22 protein-coding genes and 1 pseudogene are annotated in these 25,184 nt (G+C 68.9%); 17 read left to right on the plus strand and 6 right to left on the minus strand.

The features are described 5' to 3' along the window. Positions 1–139 precede the first annotated feature (139 nt). On the minus strand, positions 140–2,350 hold the full coding sequence (locus tag J7I89_RS08865; protein WP_214969196.1) for a VCBS repeat-containing protein: 2,211 nt from the start codon (positions 2,348–2,350) through the stop codon (positions 140–142). 610 nt (positions 2,351–2,960) lie between these two features. On the opposite strand from J7I89_RS08865, the gene lepB reads away from it, so the two are divergent. The 5 genes from lepB to J7I89_RS08890 all read left to right on the plus strand — a co-directional run bounded on the left by lepB (position 2,961) and on the right by J7I89_RS08890 (position 7,462). After that, positions 2,961–3,503 carry a signal peptidase I gene (lepB, locus tag J7I89_RS08870; RefSeq protein WP_214969197.1) on the plus strand — a complete coding sequence of 181 codons (543 nt, stop codon included), beginning with the start codon at positions 2,961–2,963 and terminating at the stop codon, positions 3,501–3,503. Between the two features lie 115 nt (positions 3,504–3,618). Further along, entirely contained in the window at positions 3,619–4,098 is a 480-nt protein-coding gene (locus J7I89_RS08875; RefSeq protein ID WP_214969199.1) for a Dps family protein, read from the plus strand. A gap of 43 nt (positions 4,099–4,141) precedes the next feature. Continuing rightward, positions 4,142–5,299 carry an acyl-CoA dehydrogenase family protein gene (locus J7I89_RS08880; RefSeq protein WP_214969201.1) on the plus strand — a complete coding sequence of 386 codons (1,158 nt, stop codon included), beginning with the start codon at positions 4,142–4,144 and terminating at the stop codon, positions 5,297–5,299. Next, positions 5,293–6,681, plus strand: coding sequence for a bifunctional PIG-L family deacetylase/class I SAM-dependent methyltransferase (locus J7I89_RS08885; protein ID WP_214969203.1), 1,389 nt, complete (start codon positions 5,293–5,295; stop codon positions 6,679–6,681). The genes J7I89_RS08880 and J7I89_RS08885 overlap by 7 nt, the downstream gene beginning before the upstream one ends. Further along, complete coding sequence (locus tag J7I89_RS08890) at positions 6,671–7,462, plus strand: glycosyltransferase family 2 protein (RefSeq protein WP_214969204.1); 792 nt, start codon at positions 6,671–6,673, stop codon at positions 7,460–7,462. The genes J7I89_RS08885 and J7I89_RS08890 overlap by 11 nt, the downstream gene beginning before the upstream one ends. Here J7I89_RS08890 and J7I89_RS08895 read toward each other — a convergent pair. Further along, positions 7,439–8,593, minus strand: a complete 1,155-nt coding sequence (locus J7I89_RS08895; protein ID WP_214969206.1) for a YihY/virulence factor BrkB family protein — start codon at positions 8,591–8,593, stop codon at positions 7,439–7,441. The two genes, J7I89_RS08890 and J7I89_RS08895, sit on opposite strands and share 24 nt — an antisense overlap. An 81-nt stretch (positions 8,594–8,674) precedes the next feature. Then, complete coding sequence (locus J7I89_RS08900; RefSeq protein WP_214969208.1) at positions 8,675–9,157, minus strand: hypothetical protein; 483 nt, start codon at positions 9,155–9,157, stop codon at positions 8,675–8,677. A 191-nt stretch (positions 9,158–9,348) separates the two neighbouring features. Here J7I89_RS08900 and J7I89_RS08905 point away from each other — a divergent pair, with 191 nt between their 5' ends. Beyond that, entirely contained in the window at positions 9,349–9,885 is a 537-nt protein-coding gene (locus J7I89_RS08905; RefSeq protein ID WP_214969210.1) for a hypothetical protein, read from the plus strand. A 61-nt stretch (positions 9,886–9,946) separates the two neighbouring features. Here the strand turns inward: J7I89_RS08905 and J7I89_RS08910 are convergent, their stop codons facing one another. Beyond that, positions 9,947–10,867 carry an NAD-dependent epimerase/dehydratase family protein gene (locus J7I89_RS08910; RefSeq protein WP_214969212.1) on the minus strand — a complete coding sequence of 307 codons (921 nt, stop codon included), beginning with the start codon at positions 10,865–10,867 and terminating at the stop codon, positions 9,947–9,949. A 184-nt stretch (positions 10,868–11,051) separates the two neighbouring features. Here J7I89_RS08910 and J7I89_RS08915 point away from each other — a divergent pair. Beyond that, positions 11,052–11,840 (plus strand): annotated as a pseudogene (locus J7I89_RS08915) (sigma-70 family RNA polymerase sigma factor); the annotation flags it as partial. 26 nt (positions 11,841–11,866) lie between these two features. On the opposite strand, the gene J7I89_RS25115 reads toward J7I89_RS08915, so the two are convergent. Then, the gene (locus J7I89_RS25115; RefSeq protein ID WP_308159847.1) at positions 11,867–12,811 is read right to left on the minus strand and encodes a glycosyltransferase family 9 protein; all 945 of its coding nucleotides are present in this window, start codon (positions 12,809–12,811) and stop codon (positions 11,867–11,869) included. A 113-nt stretch (positions 12,812–12,924) separates the two neighbouring features. Here J7I89_RS25115 and J7I89_RS08920 point away from each other — a divergent pair, with 113 nt between their 5' ends. The 7 genes from J7I89_RS08920 to J7I89_RS08950 all read left to right on the plus strand — a co-directional run bounded on the left by J7I89_RS08920 (position 12,925) and on the right by J7I89_RS08950 (position 19,754). Next, entirely contained in the window at positions 12,925–13,461 is a 537-nt protein-coding gene (locus J7I89_RS08920; RefSeq protein WP_214969216.1) for an HAD-IIIA family hydrolase, read from the plus strand. After that, complete coding sequence (locus J7I89_RS08925; protein ID WP_214969218.1) at positions 13,458–14,534, plus strand: glycosyltransferase family 9 protein; 1,077 nt, start codon at positions 13,458–13,460, stop codon at positions 14,532–14,534. The genes J7I89_RS08920 and J7I89_RS08925 overlap by 4 nt, the downstream gene beginning before the upstream one ends. Beyond that, positions 14,531–15,565 carry a glycosyltransferase gene (locus J7I89_RS08930; protein ID WP_214969220.1) on the plus strand — a complete coding sequence of 345 codons (1,035 nt, stop codon included), beginning with the start codon at positions 14,531–14,533 and terminating at the stop codon, positions 15,563–15,565. Before J7I89_RS08925 ends, J7I89_RS08930 begins: the two co-directional genes overlap by 4 nt. Further along, entirely contained in the window at positions 15,562–16,812 is a 1,251-nt protein-coding gene (locus tag J7I89_RS08935; protein ID WP_214969222.1) for a glycosyltransferase, read from the plus strand. The genes J7I89_RS08930 and J7I89_RS08935 overlap by 4 nt, the downstream gene beginning before the upstream one ends. Further along, on the plus strand, positions 16,809–17,573 hold the full coding sequence (locus J7I89_RS08940; RefSeq protein WP_308159848.1) for an SIS domain-containing protein: 765 nt from the start codon (positions 16,809–16,811) through the stop codon (positions 17,571–17,573). Before J7I89_RS08935 ends, J7I89_RS08940 begins: the two co-directional genes overlap by 4 nt. After that, the gene (locus J7I89_RS08945) at positions 17,573–18,952 is read left to right on the plus strand and encodes a PfkB family carbohydrate kinase (RefSeq protein WP_214969224.1); all 1,380 of its coding nucleotides are present in this window, start codon (positions 17,573–17,575) and stop codon (positions 18,950–18,952) included. The genes J7I89_RS08940 and J7I89_RS08945 overlap by 1 nt, the downstream gene beginning before the upstream one ends. 100 nt (positions 18,953–19,052) lie before the next feature. Further along, the gene (locus J7I89_RS08950) at positions 19,053–19,754 is read left to right on the plus strand and encodes an SDR family oxidoreductase (RefSeq protein ID WP_214969226.1); all 702 of its coding nucleotides are present in this window, start codon (positions 19,053–19,055) and stop codon (positions 19,752–19,754) included. On the opposite strand, the gene J7I89_RS08955 is transcribed toward J7I89_RS08950, so the two are convergent. After that, complete coding sequence (locus J7I89_RS08955) at positions 19,720–20,922, minus strand: glycosyltransferase family 9 protein (RefSeq protein WP_214969227.1); 1,203 nt, start codon at positions 20,920–20,922, stop codon at positions 19,720–19,722. The genes J7I89_RS08950 and J7I89_RS08955 overlap by 35 nt on opposite strands. 201 nt (positions 20,923–21,123) lie before the next feature. Here J7I89_RS08955 and J7I89_RS08960 point away from each other — a divergent pair, with 201 nt between their 5' ends. From J7I89_RS08960 to J7I89_RS08970, 3 genes are all read left to right on the plus strand, one after another. Beyond that, positions 21,124–22,569, plus strand: a complete 1,446-nt coding sequence (locus tag J7I89_RS08960) for an aldehyde dehydrogenase (protein WP_214969229.1) — start codon at positions 21,124–21,126, stop codon at positions 22,567–22,569. Further along, entirely contained in the window at positions 22,566–24,104 is a 1,539-nt protein-coding gene (gene rfaE2, locus J7I89_RS08965; protein ID WP_308159849.1) for a D-glycero-beta-D-manno-heptose 1-phosphate adenylyltransferase, read from the plus strand. The genes J7I89_RS08960 and rfaE2 overlap by 4 nt, the downstream gene beginning before the upstream one ends. Positions 24,105–24,271: 167 nt before the next feature. Then, positions 24,272–25,177: a spermidine synthase gene (locus tag J7I89_RS08970; RefSeq protein WP_214969231.1), complete on the plus strand. Its 906-nt coding sequence runs from the start codon at positions 24,272–24,274 to the stop codon at positions 25,175–25,177. Positions 25,178–25,184 lie beyond the last annotated feature (7 nt).

Below are 25,184 nucleotides of genomic sequence, written 5' to 3' on the forward strand. Positions count from 1 at the left end.
GTCACCAGCAACGTAACTTCGGGCTAGCGGACCACGGCTGGCGTGGCAACCTCCCGCAACGGAACCCCGCCACGACGCAGCACCGCCCGCGTACTGGCTGTACGCGGGCGGTGCTGCGTCGGAACTCAGAGGATCGGGACTACATGATGGCGTTCATGGTGTTCCAGCCCGTGCCGATCTGGGTCTTGCCGAGGAAACCGGTCGCTCCGTTGCCGCGGTAGAGGGTGAGGTTTCCGTTGGCGTCGCGGGCCGTGAGGTCCATCTTGCGGTCGCCGTTGAAGTCACCCGGGCCGGCAATGGTCAGGCCGTTCCAGCCGGATCCGATCTGGACCCTGCCATTGAACGATCCGAAGCCGTCGCCACGGTACAGCCACAGGTTTCCGCTGGCGTCACGGGCGGCCAGGTCGGCTTTGCCGTCGCTGTTGAAGTCGCCGGGGGCCACGATGGTGTTCATGACGTTCCAGCCGGTGCCGATCTGGGCGTTGCCCATGAAGCCGCCTGTTCCGTTGCCGAAGTAGAGGAACAGGTTTCCGCTGGCGTCGCGTGCGGCCAGGTCGGCCTTGCGGTCGCCGTTGAAGTCGCCGGGGGCGACGATGTTGTTCAGCCCGTTCCAGCCGTTGCCGATCTGGACCCGGCCGGTGAAGCCGTTCGCGCCGTTACCGCGGTAGAGCCACAGTGCGCCGGCGGTGTCCCGGGCCACGATGTCCGCTTTGCGGTCGCCGTTGAAGTCGCCGGAGCTGACGATGGCGCTCATGACGTTCCAGCCGGTGCCGATCTGCAGCTTGGCGAGGAAACCGCCCGTTCCGTTGCCGCGGTAAAGCCACAGCCGTCCACCGGCATCCCGGGACACGATATCCGCCCGGCCATCGCTGTTGAAGTCCTGAAGCTTGGGAGTGGCGGCGGTTGCCGTGCTCAGCCCGATTTGCACAGTGCGGCTGGCGGCGCCGCTGACATTGCCGGCGACGTCGGTGGCCCGCACGTTGAAGACGTACGTGCCGTTGGCCTGGGCATCCCAGGTCTTGGGCGAAGCGCAGGTGGCATCCCACGTGGGGTTGCTGGGCTGCAACTGGCACTCAAACCTTGCCTGCGCCTCACCCGAGAAACTGAGCGTGGGCGTGTTGTCCAGGCTCGGCGATGACGGGAACGGCGCCGTGACCGAAACGGCCGGCGCGGTGGTGTCCACCGTAAACGTCAGCGTCGGAGAAACCAGGAACTCCGGCTGGGTGGGATCGGCCGCGAAGGCAGGATTGGCGATGCGGGACTGCACCCGGTGGACGCCCTGCGGCAGGGCCGCAAGCGTGGCGGAGTAGGCGGAGCCGGTGAGCGTAGTGGCCCGCGGGGCGCCGTCGTCGACGATCAGCTGGACGGGCCCCGAGTCGCCTGCCGGAAGCGTCCCGGTGACGGTCGGTGTTGTCAGCCGGGTGACGTTGTCCGTCGAGGAACGGCCGGTGTCGCTGGCTGCCACCAGGTCCGGAGTTGAGGGTGCGCCGTCCGAGCCTTCCGCAATCAGGCCCTGGACGGTGAACGTGCTGACCGTGAGGGTGTCGATTCCGGGGCCGCCCGCGTCAGGTCCGGTCACGATGACGGCGTTGGTGCCGGAAGGGGCGCCTGTGACGGGCCTGGCCGTATTGATGTCGCCTATGGTTCCTGCAGGGGCGCCGTCCTGGCGGAGGAACGTGGCGGTGGATCCGGAGGCGAAGTCGCCAAGGAAGGACGCACCGACGCTGGCCCAGTCGCAGGCAGTCGTTCCGGAGGGAGTGCAGCCTTCGTCGAGGGTCACATTGATCTCACCAAGGCTCGGATCCTGGGGGTCCGGTTCTGAAGTGAACGTGTGGACGCCGTAGGGGTGGGTGATGGTGTACTGCTGGTTCGGCTGAAGATTGTTCAGCCGGAACCGCAGCCGGCCGAAGCCCATCTGGTCGCCGTCGATTACGGCTTCGTTGGCGTGGGCGGCCTCGAGGGCAGCCTCATAGAGACCGAGATTTCCCCCGCTCGCCTCGGCGTTGAACCAGAAAGCCTCATCCGGGAAGTTGTCGGGGTAGGACGCCGGCGAGTTGGGATCCGGCGGCTCGGTGAGGCACCCGCTGTTGGCCATGTAGCACAGCTGCAGCTTGACGGTTCCGTCTGAGTACCAGGTAGGGAAGCCGTTGTCCGGATCCACGGGACCCATTCCGGCCGTTTCGGCGCCCGCCGGAACGGCGCCCAGCGGTGCCAGAGCGGCGGCCAGCAGGGCCCCTGCAGCAACAGGGGCAAGCCGGGCCGCGGCGGTCGACGTGGACCGGCGGTGGGCGGGGCCGGAGCGGCTTGTTCCGTCGGGCATCTTCGGCCGCTTCACGGATTGCGAGAACATGGTGACTCCTTATGGACACTCGATTTGTGGCCCCCAGTACCTTCAAGGCCAGGTCAGGGACTCGATTCCCAACCACGTTCACGGTGAACTAAAGACCTTGGATAAAAGTCGGATAAAACCGGTGGGGAAGTGCCGGCGCGCAAGCCGCTGAGGCGGAATTCCGGGCTCCGCAAGCCGTTTAGGTCGGACCGCCGGGTCCGGTGCCGCTGGGGAGACGGCGCCGGACCCGGCGGTCCAGGTCCGTTACCGGCGGCGGCCACCGTCCGGTTCGGGACAAGACAAGTGTGCGATTAAGGACTTGGGAATTTCCCGGGGACCGAGCGCGTCGCAGGCCCTCAAACCGCCCAGCAAGGGGGTCGGGATGGTTCTTCCCGCCCTGCGGGGGTTAGGCCATCGATTTGAGGGGGCCCAATTGGGGGTGGTGCCGAATCAGCCCCGAAGCGGCATTGGCGCCTCAGGTTTTTTCCAAGACAGGCCGGTCATGCTCTTGGCAATAAAGCGAAAGGAGCCCCGTCATGCCCGTTTCCGGACGACTGGTCCTGCTGCCGGTGCTGCCAACCCGCGAAGTGGAAGCCACGGCAAGCCGGCTCGGCTCGGCAGGGATGCCCCAATGGGACAGCTAGCCACCAAGCCGGCACGGCACCGCGAAAGCCCCGCCGGAAAATCCCGGCGGGGCGTTCGGGGAAAGAAAATCACGACGGCGGCCGTGCTGGCGGCGGTCCTGCTTGCCGCGCGCCTGTGGGTGGTGGAGCCGGTCACGGTCAGCTCGGAAAGCATGGAGCCGGCAGTGCCCCGGGGGAGCACGGTGCTGATGTTCAAACCCGGGCCGGCGCTGGGCGGACTAAGGGCGGGCGATCTTGTGGTTTTCACCAGCCCGGACGACGGGAACCCGGCAATTAAGCGCGCCGTGGCCTTCCAGGGCCAGACGGTGGCGATCGAGGACTCCGTGCTGGTGGTGGACGGCGTTCCGCAGCCCGAACCCGGCATTGACCACAGCCGCATCGACGGCACGTACTTTGGACCCGTCACGGTGCCGGCCGGTCACGTCTTTGTCCTCGGCGACAACCGGGCGGGATCCATCGACTCGCGGATCTACGGCAGCGTGCCGCTGGGAGATCTCCAGGCCACCGTGCTGTGGCCAGCCGGCCGCTAGGAACTGCCGGACGGGAAACGTTAAGCGGGCGCCTGCGGCACCGAAGCTAAGTATGCTTGGAATGATGTTCCCGGCCGAAGGTGGCCGGTCCGGACACACTGCAGCGGAGGAAGAGATGAAAGCATCCCAGTCGTTGGCCAGCAACCTTCAAAAAGTTCTCACCGACCTGATCGAGCTGCATGTCCAGGGGAAGCAGGCGCACTGGAACCTCGTGGGAACGAACTTCCGCGATCTGCACCTCCAGCTGGACGAGATCATCGCCAGCGCCCGGCAATTTGCCGACCGGACGGCCGAACGCATGCGCGCCCTCCATGCACTTCCGGACGGGCGGAGCTCCACGGTTTCCGGCGGCACCAGGCTGGAGCAGTTCCCCGCCGGGCTGACCTCGACGAAGGACACCGTCAAGCTCATCACGGCCAGGCTGGAGCAGACGGCCAAGACCCTGCGCGAGGTCCACGACGACGTGGATGCAGAGGACCCCACCAGCGCTGACCTGCTGCATGCCGCCATTACGCGGCTGGAGCAGCTGGCGTGGATGGTGAATGCGGAAGTCATGGCTGCCTCGGCGTCCGTGACGGCACCCGCGGAAGCCTGAGCAGAATGATGAATAGGCCGTGCACCATGTCAGCGAGCTTTGAATGACCCCGCCACACCGCCGCTGGCAGGCGGTCCGCATCAGCTCCTCTCCGGAGCAGCTGGCCGATCTGGACACCACCCTGGAGGCGATGGCCGCCGCCGTGGGAGACGTGCCCGCGCTCCTGGCGGCAGCCAACCAGGCAGGCCGGTTCGCGCCCAAACCGGGAGAAGGCCAAACAGCGCGGCTTTGGGAACTATTGGCCTCCGTTGCCGCGATTGACGTGGCGGCGGGCCGCATCCTGGAACCCCATCTGGACGCCGGGGCCATACTGTCCCAGGCAGGGGCAGCTGACTCCTTCACCGGAACGTGGGGCGTCTTTGCCGCCGAAGCCCCGGGCACACGCCTCGCGGCCGTGCCCCAGTCCGGGGGCGAAGAGTCCGGAGGAGAACAGTCCGGGGGCGAAGAGTCCGGAGGAGAACAGCCTGGCGGGGTGCGCCTCAGCGGGTCCAAGCCGTGGTGCTCGCTGGCGCAATTCGTGGACCACGCCGTCGTGACGGCACACACGCAATCAGGCGGCCGGTCCGCCTTCGCCGTGGACCTCAGGGACGCCGGGGTGACTTGCGTCGATCCGGAGTGGACAAGCCGGGGCCTGCGGGAGATACCCAGCGGAACCGTCCACTTTGACCGCGTTCCGGCCGTTCCCCTGGGCGGAGAGGGCTGGTATTTCCAGCGCCCGGGCTTCGCCTGGGGCGGCATGGGAGTCGCCGCGTGCTGGCTGGGCGGCGCAGCGGCGCTGGGCCGGCAATTCAAGGCCGCCCTGATACGGGGAGCACAGGCCCAGCGCGAACCTGACCAGGTGGCGCTCGCGAGCCTCGGCGAGGTGGACCGTACCCTCACGTCCGCCATCCAGTATCTGGCCCGGACCGCCGAACTCGTCGACGGCCGCATGCAGGGACGGGCGGAACCGCGGGAAGAACCGGGCGGCAGCCGGACCTCCGGCGCGTGGAGCGAGGCGCTCCGTGTCCGCGGGACCATTGCCGCCGCCGTCGAACGCGTCCAGCTCCTGGTGAGCCAGAACCTGGGACCCGGGCCGCTGGCGTTCGATGAGCGGTATGGCAAGTGCATGGCGGACCTGTCGCTGTACGTCCGGCAGCACCATGCCCTGCGGGACGACGCGCAGCTCGGCGCCCTCGCGCTCAAGGGCGAGCACGAGTGGTGAGCTTTTCACACACTGACGCCGGCACGCACGAAGCGGCCTGGCAGGCTGCCGGGCTGGCCGCGCTGGGCGAATTGCCGCTGGATCCGGGCGAGCTGGCCGGAATGACGTTCGTCCTTCTTGCCGCCCACCCGGACGACGAAACGCTCGGGGCAGGCGGGCTGCTGGCACGGCTGCAGGCCGCAGGCGCCGCAGCGGAAGTCCTGTTGTGCACGGCGGGGGAGGCGTCCCACCCGGACTCTCCGACCACCACGCCGGAGCAGCTTGCCGCCGTCCGGCTGGAAGAGTTCGGGCGCGCGATGTCCGTGCTCGGCCCGGCGGGCGGCTGGCAGTTCCTGGAGCTTGCGGACGGCCGGCTCGCCGAACACCGCGCGGACATAGCCAGGCACGTCCAAGAAGCCATTGGCCGGTACCGCGGTCCTGCCGAGCGGCTGGTGATCGTTGCTCCATTCCGCTCCGACGGGCACCCTGACCACGACACCCTTGGCGCTGTCGCGGCCGAGCTCGCGCAGGCGGGCGGCCACGGGCTGCTGGAATATCCCATCTGGTACTGGCTGTGGGCAACGCCGGAACACCCGGAGTGGCGCCGCTGGGTGCGGCTGCCGCTGGGCACCGCCGAGCAGCGGGCGAAGCAGGGTGCCCTGCGGGCCCACGCCTCGCAGCTGGAGCCGCTGTCCGAACGGCCCGGGGACGAAGTGCTCCTGGCGGACCATTTCCTGGCGCACTTTGAACGACCCTTCGAGGTGTTCTCCTGGCTTCCTCCGGCATCCGGGGCGTTGGGTGCCCGCGACGCCGAGGGCATCTTCGATGCCCTGCACCGCGGGGCCGATGACCCGTGGGGGTATGACGTCAGCTGGTATGAGCAGCGCAAGCGCGCCCTGACGCTCGGCGCGCTGCCTGAGCAGAATTACGACGCCGGGCTGGAGGTCGGGTGCTCGATCGGCACCTTGAGCGCGGAGTTGGCAGGGCGGTGCGGACGGTTGCTGGCCGTTGACGCCAGCGGCACCGCCGTAGCCCGGGCGGCCCAGCGGCTGGCCCCTTTTGCCGGCGCCGAGGCCAGGCAGCTCACTGTGCCGCAGCAGTGGCCGGACGGCGGCTTCGACCTGATCGTGGTTTCCGAGGTGGGCTACTACCTCGCGCCGTCCGAGCTCGACGGGCTGTTCACCCGGATCGCCGGATCGCTGGCGCCTGGCGGGACCCTGCTGCTGTGCCACTGGAGGCACCCGATTTCCGGGTGGGAGCTCGACGGCGATGCCGTCCACGTGCAGGCCCGCAACCGCCTCGGGTGGCCCACGGCGGGCCTGTATCGGGAGCGTGACTTCGTGCTCGAGACGTTCCTTGCCCCGGAGCTGTTGAATGAGCCGGAGCTGTTGAATGAGGCCTGAGTCGGTGCGGCCGCCGATCGGCAGGGTTGAGGTGGTGATGCCTGCCCACGACGAGGAACGCCACATCGAGCACGCCCTCCACGCGCTTCAGGCGGCAGCGCAGGCGCTGGCCGAACGGCGGCCAGCAGCCGCCGTCGGAATCACCGTGGTCCTGGACCACTGCACCGACGGTTCGGCTGACATCGCCGCCCGCATAGCGGCAGCGGACCAGCGGTTCAGGGTGATCCACCAAACCTTCCGCAACGCGGGCGCCAGCAGGGCCGCCGGAGTGGCGGCCGCTCTTGGCCGCACGCGTCGGGGCCTGGAAAACCCGGGCCCGGAAAGCCCCTGCTTGGAGAGCACCTGGCTGGCCAGCACGGACGCGGATTCGCGCGTCCCGGAGAACTGGCTCTGGCGCCAGCTCGAATTGGCCGACGCCGGGTGGGACGTGGTGCTCGGGTCCGTCGAGCCAGATCCCCGCGGAATGGATCCGGAAGTCCTCCGTACATGGCGTGTCCGGCATCCCGCTGACGAGCGGCACCCGCATGTGTACGGAGCCAACCTGGGCGTCAGGGCGTCGGCGTACCGGCTGGCCGGAGGCTTTCCGGAAATACCCTCCTCCGAGGACAGGGTCCTGGTGGGCCGGCTGCGGCGGCGCGGATTCGCGGTGCTGGCCACCGACACCACCCGCGTGGTGACATCGGGGCGGACCTCCGCGCGGGCGCCGCACGGCTTCGGAGCCTACCTGCGGACGCTGGGCGCGGAGGCCCCGGCCGAGTCAGTGGCTGTCGCGCCCGGCTGACCGGCCGTCGGCCTCCCGGGCCGTGCCTCCTCGGTTGTCGCCGCTGCCGTTGTCCGCTCCGGCGTTGCCTTCCTCGCTGTACTTCTCGCGCAGCTCGCGACCGTGCCGGATGTCTTCCGCTTCCTTTTCCTGGAGTTTGTCGCTCTTCTTGGTGTCGCGGGGCGGCAGCTGAATCGTTTCCTCCGCCTCGATGCCCGCCTGCAGCTGCCTGCCGCGTTCCATTTCAGCGTCGAACTCTGCGCCAAACAGGAGGGACATGTTAAGGATCCACAGCCACAGCAGCATCACAATCACGCCGCCGATCGCACCGTACGTCTTGTCGTAGCTGCTGAAATTGGCCACGTAGAACCCGAACCCGAGGGAGGCCAGCACGAAGGCCATCAAGGCAATGAAGGAGCCAATGCTCATCCACCGGAGCTTGGGCTGCCTGACGTTGGGAGTGGCGTAATAGAGGACGGCGATGATCACGATGACCAGCAGGACGATGACCGGCCACTTGGCAATGTTCCAGACCGTTAGGAACACGCCGCCGAGTCCCAGAACGCCGCCGACGGCTTCAGCGACCGGGCCGCTGATCACCAGCATTGCCGCAAGGACGGCCACGATGACGACGGAAAGCAGTGTCACTCCGAGCATGGTCCCCCTGAGCTTGACGAATCCGCGCCCTTCATCGATTTCGTAAACGCGGTTCATGGCCCGGCCGAACGCTCCGACGTAGCCCGAAGCGGACCAGAGGGCGGTTGCGAGGCCGATCACCAGGGCGAAGCCCGCGGCGGGGGAGGTCGTGAGTTCCTCAACTGGCTGGCGGATCATGTCCACGGTGGAACCGGGCGCGATGCCCTGGACGATGTCGAGGAGGGCCGCCGTCGTCTTTTCCGGCTGCCCAAAGATTCCCAGCAGCGAAACCAAGGCCAGCAGTGCCGGGAAAAGCGAGAGGACACCGTAATAGGTGAGGCCGGCTGCGAGGTCGGGACACTGGTCGGAGGTGAATTCCCGGAGGGTCTTGCGGGCGATGTATTTCCACGACGGCTTGCTGACGTCCGTGGGGCTGTCTGGCTTGCGTTCATCATCCGGGGCGGGCGCGGTGGCCGCTTTGGCCGTGCTGGTGTCCGGGGCTTCTTTCGTGGCCATGAGACCATCCTTTCGGTCGCGCGCGGGTAGTCCGTCATGCTCTGCGCGAATCATCTACTGCGCGGATCATTCACTGGGCGGTCATTTACTGGGCGGGCGCGAGGCATTCTTGCGGTCGAGGGTGATCGGGTCGCTGCCCAGGGGGTCGTCGGCCGGCTGCTTGCCGGCAAGCGGATCATCCGCTATCCGTGTTCCGGACGCGGGGCTTTCCGCCATTTGGGTGGAATCCAGGGGGCTGGGGACGTGGGGAGGCTCGGCGGCCGGAGCGCCGGGAACAGCACCCGCCGTCGTGCTTGCGGAAGGGGACGCACCGGTGAACCCGGCGGTGGTGGCGTCAGGGCCGGGCAGGTCCACCGGCGGCGGCACGGCGGTGCCGGCTGCGGGTTTGAAGCTTCCCGATGCCGCGTCAGCGAACTGCTGGCCGCCCGCCGGCCAGGCGTCGTTGGTCCGGTTGCCCTCGGTCTGGGTGCCCTGGATTTCGCTGCCCTGGCTTTCGGCGTCCTCTGAACTGTTCTCCTCGTGCGCAGAGGAGTTGTCCTCCGGACGCCATTGGCTATCTTTCATCGCCGCTCTCTCTCGAAGAAGTGGGCTGCTGATCACCACCAGCTTTGCTGGCCCTAAAATAGTAAGCATGATTACTATTAGATTGTAAGTACCACGATTGCCGCTAGTTCAATCGGTCGCGCGTCGAGGTGGAACACGCTGTTCGCGCAAAAGGCCGGCCAGTGCTGGATATGGAGAGAGGTGGATCCACGGTGGAGACAACTGCCTGGATTTGGATCGTCGTTATAATCGTCGCCGTCGCACTCATTGTTCTGCTCATGAGCCGCAAGCGCAGGGAAGCGTTCCGGCAGAAGCGGGATGAACAGAACCGTCAGCACGCTGCCGAAATCCGCAGCAAAGCTGAGGAGTCGGAACTTCAGGCCCGTGAAAATGAAGCCAGGGCCATGCGCGCCAAGGCTGATGCCGAGAAGGCCCAGGTCGAGGCAGCACGGCTCCGGCAGGAGGCCGAGCAGCGGCAGTCGGAAGCGCAGGACTTCCGGTCTGACTCCGAGAAGCACCTCCACAAGGCGGATGCCTTGGACCCCGACGCAGATACGGAACGTGGCCGGCGGGCTGAAGCAGGAGTTGACGCTGACACACGCCGCGATGCTGACGCTGACGCACGCCGTGACGCTGACGCAGGCCGTGGCGCTGACGCAGGCCGTGGCGCTGACACGCGCCGCGAAGCTGACGCGGGCCGGGATCCGCGAGCGGGTACGGACACGCGGCGGACCAATCCGCGGGAGTAGGGGTCCGTACGGATTTCGCTTCGGTAGAACGCGACCCACGCGTAATCCGGCTGTTCGCGAGCTAGCTCCGACGGGTGAAAACACCCAGGGTGCGCCGCGGTTTGAGCGGTGGAGAGGCTTCGACGCCGGTGCCCTTTCCCATGCCCTCCAACACTTCCCTGATGGCGTCCAGGGAAGACGTCCGGGGCTCCCAGTCCAGTTCGCGGCGCCTGCGCCGGGTGTCCATTATCGGCGCGCCCGCCGCCATCTCAACCCAGCCAGCGTCCGTTTGCTGTAGCCGAAGGCGCCAGTTGGCATCAACCACCGCATGGAGCAGTCGAAGGGGGATCGGGAGCTCTTGGCGTGAAAAAGCCAGGCCAGGCAGGGCGGGGCGGCTCGGTACGAAACTGGGGTGGACCAGGCCCAGGAAGTACCTGCCGATCTCGCTGCCGGCGTCACGCTGAAAGATCAGTGCCGGCCGCAGGCGGGCCACCATGATCGAAGGATTTTCCGCTGCGAAGCGGTCCAGAAGCCGCTCCTGCTCGGCTTTATGGCGGCTGTAGTGCGAGCTGCTGATGCCTTCGGTGGGCCAGGCCTCGTCGATGAGGCGGTCCTTGGGTGACGTGCTGTAGGCGCCAACGGATGAAGCGCACACCACATGTCCAATACCGGCTTCCCGGGCTGCGGCCAGGACATTTGCCGTCCCGGTGACGTTGGTGCGGCGAAGCACTGCGAGGTCGCGGTTGGGCTGGATCTGCCACGCCAGATGCACGACTGCGTCGGCTCCCGCGAAGGCCCTCGTAAGACGTCCGGACTGACCGTCCTGACCCACGTCGACGGTATGCCACTCAGCACCGGAGTAGGGCGCTTTCGCGGTATCCGGGGACCTGCGGCTGACGCCCACCAGCTCCAGTCCGCCGGGCCGCTGCGCAGCCTCGCGCTGCAGCCTGCGGAGCAGGGCGGTGCCTGCATTTCCGCTTGTCCCGGTGATGACGATTCGCATGTTGAGACCTCCGTCTGTTGCGCCGGAGCACGGCGGCAACCGGCTCCGGAGGATGCCGGGGCGCTGGATGCATTGATCCGAGCCTATCTCTCAGGACCATTGTTTTATAAGTACACTTATGATTTTCTTCTCCTAAGTCTTGCCGCAGGCTTTCTAGAGATCCAGGTCGAAGGAATCCCCGACAATGCCAGAGAATCCTCCCCTTACGGCCGTGACCGTGACACCGGTGCACAACGCAGATTCCCAGTACGACGGCGCCGGCCACCCGGCCCCTGAGCGCCGGGACAGACGCCCGTCCCCGCAGGCGGGCCGCCTCCATGACGCCTTCCAGAATCAGCTGGTGCTGAACTACCTCGACCTCGCCGAGTCCCTCGCTTCACGCTTTGCCACCCGCGGCAGGGAGCGCTCCGACCTCGTCCAGGTCGCCTATCTGGGGTTGGTCAAGGCCGCCCGGGGCTTTGACCAGGAAAAGGGCGAGAGCTTTCCGGCGTACGCCGCTCCGACCATCAGCGGAGAACTTAAGCGGTTTCTGCGGGACCGCTGCTGGACCGTGCGGCCTCCGCGGCGCGTGCAGGACGTGCGGACGCAATTGCTTCGCACCGTCCCGGACCTTACCCAGACGCTGGGCCGAGCTCCTTCAACCCAGGAACTGGCGCACGAACTCGGCGTCAGCGCGGAAGACGTCCGGGAGGCCGACGCGGCTGCCAGCAGCATGCATCCGGATTCGCTGGACACCGCCGACCCGTGGGGCGGCCCGTCGATGGCGGAGGTTTTGGTCTCGCCCGATGCGCCGATCGAGCATCTGGAGGACCTGGTCTGCCTGAACGAGGCGATCCAGGAGCTTGATCCCGACGACCGCGAAATGCTGTACCGGCGGTATTTCATGGAGGAGACCCAGGCTGATCTCGGCAGGCGGTTCGGGATCTCCCAGATGCAGGTATCGCGGCGGCTGGCCCGGATCCTTGTGCAGCTGCAGCGCCGGCTGCTGGCGGAGGAGGATCAGGCCGGCTGCAGCCCGCGCACCGCTGCAAGCACATCCTGCACGCTGACTGCCAGCAACGCGGGGTCCGGTGTGGCTGCGAACGTATCACCCCGGCGGGCCCGGGCATCGGTAAGCACTACGTGCGGGCCAGGTGGCGGCCCCCAGACCTCAGCCGGCGCGGGGCCGAACAGCACCACCGAGGGCCGCGAGTAGGCGGAGGCAAGATGGGCCGCGCCGGTGTCCGCAGAGATCACCAGCCCGGCTTCGGCAATGCAGGCCGCAAACTCGGACAGCCGAAGGCTTCCCGCCAAAACGCCGTCCTCCTCAAGTCCTGCCAGGCGTGCCACCTCCGCGGCACGGGGGCGCTCCGCGGCGCTGCCGGTGAAGACTATTTTGTGCCCCTGCGCGGCCAGCTTCCGGGCGACGCCGGCGAAGCGCTCCTCGGGCCACAGCCGGCTGCCGGACGCGGCGCCCACATGCAGGACCGTTGCGCCCGGGCAGGGGCTGGCAACGGCCGGAGGGTGAAGTCTGTAGTCGGCGGCGTCGGCTTCGATGCCGTGCCACTTAAGCAGCCGGGTCCACCGCTCGCGCTCGTGGATCCCGTCGATCCACCGCGGTCCCGGCCTCGCCGTGGTCCGGTGTCCGATAACCGTGCCTGCCGCCAGGGCTGCGAGGCGCTCCTCGCTCTCGGGCCCGCTGCCGTGGAGGTTCACCGCGACGTCAACCAGGCCGGGTACGACAGGAATCGGGACATCCAGTCCGTGCGTGGGCAGCAGTTCGTACCCGCCCACCAGTTCCAGGGCCTCCTCCAGCCAGCCCGGTGCGGCGTACACCAGGCGGTGGTCAGGGTAGGCCCGCCGTAGCGCGCGGAGCGCCGGCACGGCGACCAGCAGGTCGCCCAGCTTCAGCGCCCTCAGTACCAGCAGGAGCGGCCGGTCAGGGCCGCCGTTCGACGCGTCCACCTGTGGCCTCCTCCGTCGCCTTGAGCCCGGGAGGGCCGCCTGTCGAGGAGTCTAGCCCGAAGAAGTGGCCCGCAGGTTGTTTAGGCTTCGTCCCTGCAGGGAACGAAGGGGGTATGGCAGGCAACGCTTCCTCACTCAAAGCCGTGCTGTTCGACCGGGACGGGACCTTGGTCGTGGACGTGCCCTATAACGGCGATCCACGGAAGGTCGAGCCGTTCCCCGCGGCGCGTGAAGTGCTCGACGACGTGCGCAGCCGCGGCCTGGCAACGGGTGTGCTCAGCAACCAGTCGGGCATCGCACGGGGCATCCTGACTGGCCGGCAGGTCGAAAGCGTCAACGCGAGGGTGGAGGAGCTGCTGGGCCCCTTTGATGTCTGGGAAGTCTGCCCACATGCCGCCGAGGACGGCTGCTCCTGCCGAAAGCCGGCCCCCGGAATGATCCGCAGCGCATGCAGGCGGCTGGGGATCGACCCCTCGGAGGCCGCGTTCATCGGCGACATCGGCAGCGACATCGAGGCAGCCCGGGCGGCCGGAGCCCGGGGGATCCTGGTTCCCACTCCGCTGACACGGGACGAGGAAGTCTCGGCCGCCAGGGAAGTCGCCCAAGATCTCGCGCACGCTGTGGCCATGCTGCTTGCGGGTGCGCAGTGAGCAGGGTGCTGGTGGCACGGCTGGACAGCGTGGGCGATGTCCTGCTGGCGGGACCCGCTGTCCGTGCGGTGGCCCACGGAAGGCGGGCCGACGGCGGCAGCCCCAACGACGTCGTCGTGCTCTGCGGACCGCAGGGAAAGTCAGCGGCCTCGCTGCTGCCCCACGTCGCCGATGTTTTCGCGTGGGACAGCCCGTGGATCAGCAATCCCGCCCCGCGCCTGACCGGCCTCCACGTGGACACCCTGGTCAGCTACGTCCGCAATTCCAGGATCACCGAAGCAGTCATCCTTACCTCCTTCCATCAGTCCCCGCTTCCGCTGGCTCTTCTTCTTCGACTGGCCGGGGTGGAGCGCATCACGGGAGCCTCGACGGACTACGCAGGATCGCTGCTCGACGTCCGGCTGAGGCCCGGGGAAGACTTCCCCGAAGACCAGCCCGAGCCGGTGCGTGCCCTGGGCATTGCCCGGGCCGCCGGCTTTCGTTTGAAGCCGGGCGACGACGGCAAGCTGATGGTGAAGGAGCCGCCGGATGTCCGGCACCTGGTGGGGAGCAGCCCCTACGTGGTGGTCCATCCGGGTGCAACCGTCCCGGCGCGGGCCTGGCCTCCCTTCCACCATGCGGCGGCCGTGGAACTGCTCGAAGGGGCCGGTCACCGGGTGGTCGTGACCGGAGGCCCCGCCGAAAAGCAGCTCACCGCCACGGTGGCCGGTCCATCAGCGATAGATCTGGGCGGACGTACCGGCCTGGCTGTCCTCGCCGGAGTCCTGGCCAATGCCGAGGTGGTGGTCGCCGGAAACACCGGCCCGGCGCACCTGGCCGCCGCCGTCGGAACCCCCGTGGTGAGCCTGTTCTCACCGGTTGTGCCGGCCATCCGGTGGGCTCCGTACGGCGTTCCGCTGGAACTGCTCGGCGATCAGAACGCGCCGTGCAGGCTCAGCCGGGCGCGGGAGTGCCCTGTGCCGGGGCATCCGTGCCTGGGGTCGGTCTCCCCGGAACACGTGGTTGAAGCGGTCGAACGCCTGTTGCGCGGAGTGTCCTCGCTCAACACCCGGAGAAAGGTTCGCTGGCAATGAGAATTCTCCTCTGGCACGTCCACGGGTCATGGACGGACGCGTTCGTCCGCGGCAGGCACGAGTACCTGCTGCCTGTCCTGCCCGAAGGAAGTCCGTGGGGCCTGGGGCGGGCCGGCAGGAACTGGCCCGCGTCAGTGCGGGAAGTGGCGCTGGCGGAGCTTGACGCGGACGGCATCGACGCCGTCGTCCTCCAGCGCCCGGAAGAGGCCGCCAAGGTGAGACACGTATTGGGGCGGCGTCCCGGCGTCGACCTGCCGGCCGTGTTCGTGGAACACAACACGCCCAGGGGGGATGTCCCCTTCACCCTGCACCCGCTCGCGGAGCAACGGGAAATACCGCTTGTCCACGTCACGCACTTCAACGAGCTCTTCTGGGACAGCGGCAGGGCCCCCACCACCGTCATTGAGCACGGCATCGCGGACCCCGGGTATCTCTACACCGGTGAACTCGCGGAGCTGGGCGTTGTGGTGAATGAACCCGTCCGCCGCGGGCGCGTGACCGGCACCGACCTGTTGCCCCGCTTTGCGGCAGCGGCACCGCTCCGGGTCTTCGGAATGGGCGGCGACGGACTGCCGGGCAGCAGCGGCATCCCGTGGTCGAGGCTCAGGGTCCGGGGAGACCTCCCGACCGGAGAGCTGCATCGCGAGCTGGCCCGTTGCCGCGTATATCTGCATCCGCTGCGCTGGACGTCGCTGGGCCTCGCGCTGCTGGAGGCGATGCACCTGGGCATGCCCGTGCTGGCCCTGGCCACGACGGAAGCGGCGCGGGCCGTTCCGTCGGAGGCGGGCGGCATCTCAACCAGCGTCGAGGAGCTCCTCCGGTGCGCCACCCTGCTCGTCAACGATCCCGAGGAGGCTCGCCGGCGCGGCAAGGCCGCACGTGAGGCGGTGCTGGAACGCTACGGCCTTGACCGGTTCCTGGCGGACTGGGACGAACTGCTGGCAGGGCTGGGGAACCGGGCACGGCACGGATCTTTGGAGGGGCCCGGACCGGCGTCCCTTTCCCCGGCGCGAGAGAGGAATGCCACGTGAGGATCTCCATGATTTCAGAACACGCCAGCCCGCTTGCCGCGCTCGGCGGAGTGGACGCGGGTGGCCAGAACGTCCACGTGGCGGCGCTGTCCGGCGCGCTGGCCAGGCGCGGGCACCGCGTCACGGTGTACACGAGGCGCGATGCGCCGGACTTGCCCGCACGGGTTCGCATGCAGCCCGGGCTGGACGTGGTGCACGTCGATGCCGGTCCGGCCGCCTATGTGCCCAAGGACGATTTGCTGCCCTTCATGGGCGCGCTCGCAGACGGGGTGGCGGAGGACTGGGCGGCGGGGCCGCCGGATGTGGTCCACGCGCATTTCTGGATGTCGGGCATCGCCGCGCTGGACGCCGCGCGCCGCCGGCCGGCCGGTTCCGGGGTGCCCGTGGTGCAAACGTTCCACGCGCTGGGCACCGTCAAACGCCGGCACCAGGGCGCAGATGACACCAGCCCGCCCGAACGCCGCTTCCTTGAACCATCCCTGGGCCGGGCCGCAGACCGCATCATCGCCACCTGCTCTGACGAGGTGTTCGAACTCAAAGCGATGGGCGTTGACGTGCGCACGGTATCCATAGCCCCCTGCGGCGTTGACCTGGAACTGTTCTCCAGCGAGGGCCCGGCCGACGCCAAGAACCGGGCGCACCGCGTCCTCTCGGTGGGCCGGCTGGTTCCGCGCAAGGGCGTGGACCTGGTGATCCGGTCCCTGCCTCACCTGAAGGACGCGGGGTTCGGCGACGTCGAGCTCCTCATTGTGGGCGGCAGTGCGGCCGGAGGTCCGGATCCCGAGGCCCGCAGGTTGCTCGAGCTTGCCCGCAGCCTGGGCGTCGCTGACCAGGTGGAGCTGCGCGGGCAGGTCCCGAGGGACGCCATGCCGGGCATCTTCCGGAGCGCAGACGCGGTGGTGTGCACCCCGTGGTACGAGCCGTTCGGCATCGTTCCGCTGGAAGCCATGGCCTGTGGAATTCCCGTGGTCGCTGCCGCGGTGGGCGGGTTGACGGACAGTGTTGTGGACCGCGGAACGGGCCTGCACGTGCCGCCCAGGAACCCCGAAGCCATAGCAGGGGCGCTGGCTGCGCTTCTGGCAAGCCCCCGGCTGCGCACCAAACTGGGCCGGGCCGGGGAGAGGCGTGCCCGGGCACGGTATTCCTGGAACCGGGTGGCCGAGGAAACCGAAAAGGCGTACCGGCTGGCCATCGCGGGAACGGCGGACGCCGCCAGCCTGGAACCGATGGAAGGAGCGGCGCTGTGACGACGGAGTGGTCCTTACGGGATGCCGAACTGCTTCCCTTGCGGTCCGTGAACGCCGGGGCGGCGGCGGCTTTTGGAGCGCCGGCGGCGTTCGTGCCGCCGGGGCAGCGTGACCCCGGCGTCGGCGTCGGCCCCGGCGCTGGCACGGGCGTCCCGGCCGGCTCGCGGGAGGCCGTCAGGGCGCACCTGGCAAACGTCCTGCCTGCCCTTCGGGCACTCGACAGCCAGGCCGACCGCCTGGCTGCCTGGGGTGTGGAGCTGGCGCAGCGGCTGCTCGGCGGGCAGCGGCTGCTGGCTGCGGGAAATGGCGGCTCGGCCGCCGAGGCCCAGCATCTGACGGCCGAGCTCGTGGGCAGGTTCGACGGCGAACGGGTACCTTTTTCTGCCATCTCGCTGCACGCGGAGAGTTCAGCCGTGACGGCCATCGCCAACGACTACGGATACGCCGAACTGTTCGCCCGGCAGGTCCGCGCGCACGGGAGGTCCGGCGACATCCTGATGCTGCTCTCCACGAGCGGGCAGAGCCCCAACCTGTTGCGCGCCGCGGAGGCCGCTTCCCGGCTCAACGTGACCACGTGGGCGCTCACGGGCCCGGCGCCGAATCCGCTGGCGTCCTGCTGCGACGACGCCGTGGCCATCGACGCGCTTTCAGCCAACGCACAGGAGGGCCACCTCATCGCCCTCCACGCCATGTGCCGCGCGTTCGAGGCGGAGGTCGCACGCCGCGGCCGGCCCGTGGCCGGTTCGGAAGGTGGCCGCTGATGAGGATCACCGTGGTGGGGGACGTGCTGCTGGACGTGGACCTGACCGGCGAAGCAACCCGGTTGTGCCCGGACGCGCCCGTGCCCGTGGTGGACATTGGGAATACCCGACGGCGGGCAGGCGGCGCAGGTTTGGTGGCCCGGATGCTCGCCCAGGACGGACACCGCGTCACGCTCGTGACCGTGCTGTCCGACGACGACGCATCCCTGGAGCTGGAGGGTGCGCTCGCCGGGTTGAGGGTGGTGGCCGGACGAACAGGTGCACGCACGCCGGTGAAGACCCGTATCCGGGCGGGCCGCCATCCTCTGCTCCGGGTGGACGAGGCCTGCGGACGGCCGGACGTGCCCGGGGTGACGCCGGGCATGCTGAGGGCCGTGGAGGAGGCGGACGCGATCGTTGTGGCCGATTACGGCCGCGGCCTGGCCGCCAATCCGGAGCTCCGGGCCCTCCTCGCTGCCCTGGCGGATGACATACCGATCGTGTGGGATCCGCACCCCGCCGGTGCCGTGCCGGTGCCTGGCATAGCGGTGGCTACGCCGAATCTGGCTGAAGCTGCGAAAGCCGCTGGAACCCGGGTGGAGACACCTGCTGAAATCGCCGAGGCTGGCGGCTTGCTCCTGGAACGCTGGGGGAGCAAAGCCGTACTGGTGACCATGGGGAAACGGGGAGGGCTGCTGATGCGGGCGCGGAACCGTCCGCCGCGGACCATCCCGGCGCCGCCGGCCGACGTCGTCGATCCATGCGGTGCGGGAGACAGGCTGGCGGCCAGCCTCGCCGTGCGCCTGGCCGAAGGACGCAGCCTCGACGACGCCGCGGAACTGGCCATCCATGAAGCGGCGGCCTTCCTTGGCGCCGGGGGAGTGGCCGCACTTTCCGACCGGCACCTTTCTGACAGGCACCGTCCTGTCTGGCGGCACCGGCGGGACGGGGACGCCCTGGCGTTGGCCCGGCGAGTGCGGGCCAACGGCGGAACCGTGGTGGCGACCGGCGGCTGCTTCGACCTGCTGCATGCCGGCCATGCCCGTACACTGGCGGCGGCCCGGGACCTGGGCGACTGCCTGATCGTGTGCCTGAACTCGGACGAATCCGTCCACCGGATCAAGGGTGGGCCCAGGCCCATCGTGAGCCAGCAGGACAGGGCCGAGCTCCTCCTGGCCCTCGAATGCGTGGATGCCGTCCTGGTCTTCGAGGAGGACACCCCGCAGGCCTGCCTCGACGTGCTTCGCCCGGCAGTCTGGGTCAAGGGCGGAGATTACAGCGTGTCACAGCTGCCCGAAGCGGATCTTGTTGCGAGCTGGGGAGGGCGGTGCGTGACAGTGCCTTACCACCAGGCCCACTCCACATCCGTCCTGGCGGACGCGCTGGCCAAGGTGAGCTGAGGCCGTCAAACGCCCGGCAGCCGGCGGAGCGGCCGCCTTGCAAACCGGGCGCCCCTGCGAACCACACGAACCCTGAAACCGTCCCTCTGAAAGGAACACCATGAACCACACCGCTTTCCGGCCCGGCCGGGTCCTTGTCACCGGCGGAGCCTCGGGCCTGGGCGCCGCCGTCGTCGACGCCGTCCTGAAGGCGGGCGGAACCCCGGTGGTGCTGGACCGGGACATCCGCAATGCCGCGGCGGCGAAGGCCTTCGAGGTTGACGTGTCGGATCGGTCTGCAGTGAGTGAGGCCGTGCAGCATGCCGCCGAAACGCTCGGCGGCCTGGACGCAGTGGTCACCGCCGCCGGGATCGACCGCTGCGGAAAACTCGAGGATGTGGCCGCCGACGAGTGGGAACGGGTCATCGGTGTCAACCTCCTGGGCACGGTGTCCGTAGTGCGTGCGGCGCTGCCCTACCTGAAGGAATCCCGGGGCAGGGTTGTCACCATCGCCTCCACGCTGGGCAAGAGGGCGCTGCCCGAGGCCAGCGCGTACTGCGCGTCCAAGTTCGGGGTGGTGGGGTTCAGCCATTCCCTTGCCGCCGAGACAGGCGGGGAGATCGGCGTGACCACCATGATCCCCGGCGGAATGAAGACGCGGTTCTTCGACGACCGCGCCGAGCAATACAAACCGCAGGACGATTCCCGCCTGAACGATCCGGCCAACGTGGCCCAGGCCATCCTGTTCGTGCTGTCCCAGCCCGCCGGGTGCGAAATACGCGAGATGCTCATCTGCCACGAGGACGAGGGGTCATGGCCGTGAGCTGGAGGACGTCCTCGTAGACGGCGTCCGCTGCCACGGCCTCCACCGTGGACACATCGTGCCGGCACCGCGGCGCCGTCCACCCCACTTGGGTGATGTCGATCCCGCAGACGGGGCAGTGCGTGGCCCAGCCAAGATGGATCCGGTGCAGGCTGCGGCCCAGCGGCGCGGCGTGGATGGCATTGCCCGCCCAGAAGATGCCCACCGTCGGCGTCCCCAGCGCCTGGGCCAGGTGCCGGGGGCCGCTGTCGTTGGCCACCACCACGCTGCAGCCGGCGAGCAGCCCCGCGAGCTCGCCCAGGCTGAGTCTCCCCGCGAGCGATGCCACCTGCGGAGCGTCGTCGTCGGCGGAATAGCCGCCCCGCGCGGCGCCCGTTCCGGCCGGGACGGGGCCGACGGCGAGTTCCACCACCGTTTCCGCCAGCTCCCTTTCGCTCTGGTCACCGACTACCAGAACCCGGAAGCCGTCGTCGGCCGCCCTCCTGGCCACGGCGGCGAAGCGTTCGGCCGGCCAGCGCCGCCGGGGATCGGTGGCGCCCGGGTGGACCACGATCACGGTGCGGGTGTCACCGGCGAGGCTGATGGCCAGCTGCCTCTCGAACTCCGGCCGGGGACGCAGCCGGGCCTCCAGGTCAACCGGCGGTGCACCGGCGTAACCCGCCACCTCGAGCGCCCGCAGCGGCTCGTGCTGGTAATACAGGTAGGGCACGGTGCGCTCCAGCCTGGCGGCATCGGGCGTCCCGGCACCCACGGTGTGCCGCGCGCCAAGCCGGAGCAGGAAGGGATTGGAATTGCGTCCGCCGCCGTGCAGCTGGACGGCGAGGTCGAATTCCCTGGCGCGCATCGCAGCGAAGAATCCGTCCAGTTTTTCTTCATCCACTGCCCCCGGCCGCACGCCTTCCGCGAACGGAAGGATGGCAGTTTCATCCACCGGACTCTCAACCTGGGCAAGCAGTTCGGCGTGAATAGGGGTGCCCAGCAGCGTCACGGTGGACTCCGGATATGCCGCTTTCAGCGCTGTGACCGCGGGGATGGCGTACATCAGATCGCCCAGCCCGCCGCCGCGGAGCACGGCGATCCGCGAGACTTCGGTGAATTCCTCCAGCACGGGGCCGACTCCGTACCCGGTCATGTGTGCTCCGCCAAAGTCGGCGTTGAGGTGTCCCATGGTGTCAGCCCCTTCGGCTATCTCGGGGCGGACCAATGCCCTGCGGGAATGGTCCGTGATGCCACCATACGGCGCCTCGGCGCCCCCCGCCAGCGCTGAAAACTCCCGACGCGGCGGGGTGTAAATCCGCCGACGCGAGGGTACGGATGACGTCAGAAGACGGCGGCATCCAGGAACCAGCGACCCACAGCGAGGAGCCCCATGCGATCGACCACACTGGCCACTGCGGAGGATGAGCTCACCATCCTGGACCCCCGCACAGGGGCAACGGTGGGCAGCCTGCCCGTCGCCCGGCCCGCGGACGTTGCCGATGCACTGGACGCAGCACGCGCCGCACAGCCTGGCTGGGCAGCCACGCCGACCGCCGGGCGCGGAAGGCTGATCCGCGCCGCAGCCGGAGCACTGGACGGGGCAGCGGCGGAGCTGGCGGAGCTGAACTCGCGGGAAACCGGACGCCCGGCCGGGGAGGCCCTCGCCGGGATAGCCGCCGGGGTGTCCACCTTGGAACAGTTTGCCGAACTCGGCCCGGTGCACCGCGGCCATAGCCTCCGCGGCAGTATTCTGGCGGCCGATTACACGGTTGCCGAGCCCCGCGGCGTAGCCGTGCTGCTCACGCCCTGGAATGATCCGGTGGCCGTGGCTTGCGGGCTCATCGGCGCCGCCCTCGTCACCGGCAACACCGCCGTTCACAAACCCAGCGAGCGCTGCCCGCACGTGGGGAAGCGGCTGGGTGAAGTGCTGTCTCCAGTCTTTCCGCCCAACGTGCTGCTGACCCTCACCGGAGGGGCCGACGTCGGCACCCTCCTCACGCAGCAAGCTTCCGTTGACGTTTTTGCGCACGTAGGGTCCAGCGACGCCGGCTCGCGCATCGCTCGCGCGGCCGTTTTCACGGGCGCGCACGTCATCAGGGAAAACGGCGGTAACGATCCGCTGCTCGTGGATGAGGACGTTGATCCCGGCTGGGCCGCCGAACAGGCGGCGATTGGTTCCTTCAGCAACAGCGGCCAGATCTGCACCTCGGTGGAACGGATCTACGTCCACCGGGCCATCGCCGAACAGTTTTGCGGGGCCCTGGTTGAGCAGGCACGGAGCCGCAACCGGGAGGGCCGGCTGGCCCCGCTGGTGGATACCCGGATGCGCGACGCCGTCCACCGGCACGTGGCCGAGTCGCTCCAGCTCGGCGCGCGGGCGGCCGAGGGCGGCGCAGTTCCCGAAGGCCCCGGGGCCTTCTATCCGGCCACAGTGCTCCTCGAATGCACCGACACCATGGACGTCATGGCCGAGGAAACGTTCGGGCCCGTGGCTCCGGTCCGGGTGGTGGACAGCTTCGAGCAGGGGCTCAGCCTCGCCGCCGCGGGCCGCTACGGGCTGGCCGCGACCGTCCTGACCGGGAGCATCGCGCACGCCCAGCAGGCCATCGCCGCGCTGCCGGTGGGCACCGTCAAGGTCAATGGGGTGTTCGGCGGTGCACCGGGCGGTTCAGCCCAGCCGCGCGGCGAAAGCGGCCACGGCTTCGGCTATGGCCCGGAACTCCCGGACGAATTCACCCGCGTCAGGGTGGTGCACGTCGCGGCCCCGCCGGCAATTGGGTTACCCGGCCAGGCCCCGGCCCCCGGGGTCACCCCGGCGGAAGAGCCCGAACCGTGAGCGGCGGCGGCCTGCCCGGGGCTGGCCTGCCGGACCTTTCCGAGCAGCGGGGACTTGCCGCCTGGCTTCCGCGGCGGCTCGCAGAGGAACGCCCGGCCGTAACCGTGGTGGGCGACTTCATGCTTGACGGCTGGTGGAGCGGTTCGATCGACAGGATGTGCCGCGAGGCGCCCGCTCCCGTGGTGGACATCGAACGCCGTGATTTTGCCCCCGGTGGCGCCGCGAACACCGCCATGAACCTGGCCGCCCTCGGAGCCAGGGTCAGGGTCGCCGGGATTATCGGCCGGGATGACGCCGGCGGGGAACTGAAGCGGCAGCTGCTCGCCGCGGGCGTGGACACGGGCCTGCTGTGCGAGCACCAAGACATGGTCACCACCACGAAGACCAGGATCAGCAGCGGCGGCCAGGTCCTGTTGCGCTTCGACGACTCCGCGGGCCAAGTCCCCGGAGACGCCCTGGCGGCGCTGGCCGCAGCGGTGCCTGCCGCCGTCGAACATCAGGCCGCCGTGGTGATCTGCGACTACGGAACAGGTGTCCTGGCCGGGCCGGTCCGCCGGCGGCTCATCGACTGCCTGGTCCGTCGGGCACCGGAAATGCTGGTGGTGGTGGATGCCCATGACCCCCGTCCGTGGGCGGAGCTGGAGCCGGATCTCGCGACCCCCAATGCGCAGGAAGCTGCCCGGCTGCTGGAGCTCCGGTTGCCGGCCGGATCGGAGCGCGCCGCCGTTGTCGCGGAGCACGGGCCCGAGCTCCTGCAAACCACAGGGGCGCGCGCCGTCGTGGTCACGCTGGACCGGGACGGGACAGTGCTGATTCCCGCCGCCGGCAGTTCCCACCGGACCTGGGCGAGGCCTGCCACCGAGAAGCAGGCCTCGGGAGCGGGGGACACCTTCGTAGCCGCCCTGACCCTGGCCCGCGCCGCCTCGCTCCCACTGACGGCGAGCCTCGACCTGGCCCAGGCCGCCGCGGATGTAGTGGTCCATCATCCCGGCACCTCGGTGTGCGGCACGGAAGAGCTGGGGCGCTACCTTGAGAGCTTCGCTGACACCGCCCTGACCGCCGACGAGCTGGAGCGGCACCTGCGGGCACACCGAAGCGACGGCCAGCGCGTGGTCCTCACCAACGGCTGTTTCGACGTGCTGCACCGGGGGCATACGCGCTACCTGAACCAGGCCAAGCAGCTGGGCGACGTGCTGGTGGTGGCACTCAACAGTGACGACTCGGTGCGCAAACTCAAGGGACCCGGCCGGCCCATCAACGGCGTGGCGGACCGGGCGGCCGTGATCGCGGCCTTGAGCTGCGTGGACTACGTCACCGTCTTTGACACCCCGACGCCCATTCCGCTGATCGAGCAGCTGCGCCCGGAGGTCTACGCCAAGGGCGGCGACTACACGCCCGAGATGCTCGCGGAGACCGAGGCGGTGGAGGCCTACGGCGGCCGGGTTTCCATCCTCGACTACGTGGCGGACCGGTCCACCACGGCCATGGTCCAGCGCATCCGCAACGGCGAAGGCGCATCCGTCTCGGAGGCGTAGCGGGCACTGCTGAAGTGGCCCTGTTCTCGCGCGGGCACGGCAGATCGGCGCAGCGATGCCGAGCCGATGCGACCCAAAGCTGGGCCACTTCAGCATGCTGCAGCCCCGGCCCGGCACGCCTGTCCCGTCAACTAGGGTTGAAGCATGACGGAAGCGGCGGAAAACTGATGGCACGGCGCGGAAAGTCGGGAAGAAAAACAGACGATTCTGCTCCCGGAGTGGTGGAGCTGCCCCGGGGCGCCCGCCCGGACGGTCCCGTTGAAGGCGTGTACTACATCGACACCGGCGACTGTGAACTCATCGCGGACCAGGACAATTCCACGGGCTGGCTCCTGCGCATCAACGGCGTCATGAGTTCGCACATTGACCTCGCCGATCCGCTGTTCCTCGAGTTCGAGTACATGCGGTGGATGGCGGCCCTGATCGAGTCGCGCTGGCCCACGGAGTCCAGGCCAAAACTGCGAGGACTGCATCTTGGCGGCGGGGCCTGTTCGCTTGCCCGCTACTTCCACGCGGCCTACCCCGAGGCACGGCAGGTGGTGGTGGAACTGGACGGCAAGCTCGCCGAATACGTCCGCGGGTGGTTCGACCTCCCCAAGGCTCCGCTGCTGCGGCTGCGCGTGGGCGAGGCCCGGGCCGTGACCGAGACCCTTACCCCGCAGACCCGCGACTTCATCATCCGGGATGTCTTCGCCGGTGCCCTGACGCCGCGTCCCCTGACCACGGGGGAGTTCAACGCCCACGTGCGGCGCGTGCTGGCCCCCGGCGGCATCTATGTGGTGAATTCCGGGGACGGCCCGGACCTGAAAAACGCCCGCGAGGATGCCGCCACCATCGCGGCGGCCTTTGAACACACCGTGATCATCGCGGATCCCGCCATGCTGAAGGGGCGCCGCTACGGCAACATGGTGATGGCCGGCAGCGACGAGCCCTTCGACGACGATCCCGGGCTGGCGCGCCGGCTCCTGGGCGGGGCTGTACCCGCGCACATCTGGAATGATGCGAAGGTCCGTGCCTTCGCCACCGGCGCGCGGGTGCGCCACGACCCCGAGCTCGCGTCGCCTGCTCCGTAACTGCCGT

This window comes from Arthrobacter sp. ISL-5 (genome assembly GCF_018613835.1).
In the GTDB taxonomy this organism is placed as follows: Bacteria; Actinomycetota; Actinomycetes; order Actinomycetales; family Micrococcaceae; genus Arthrobacter.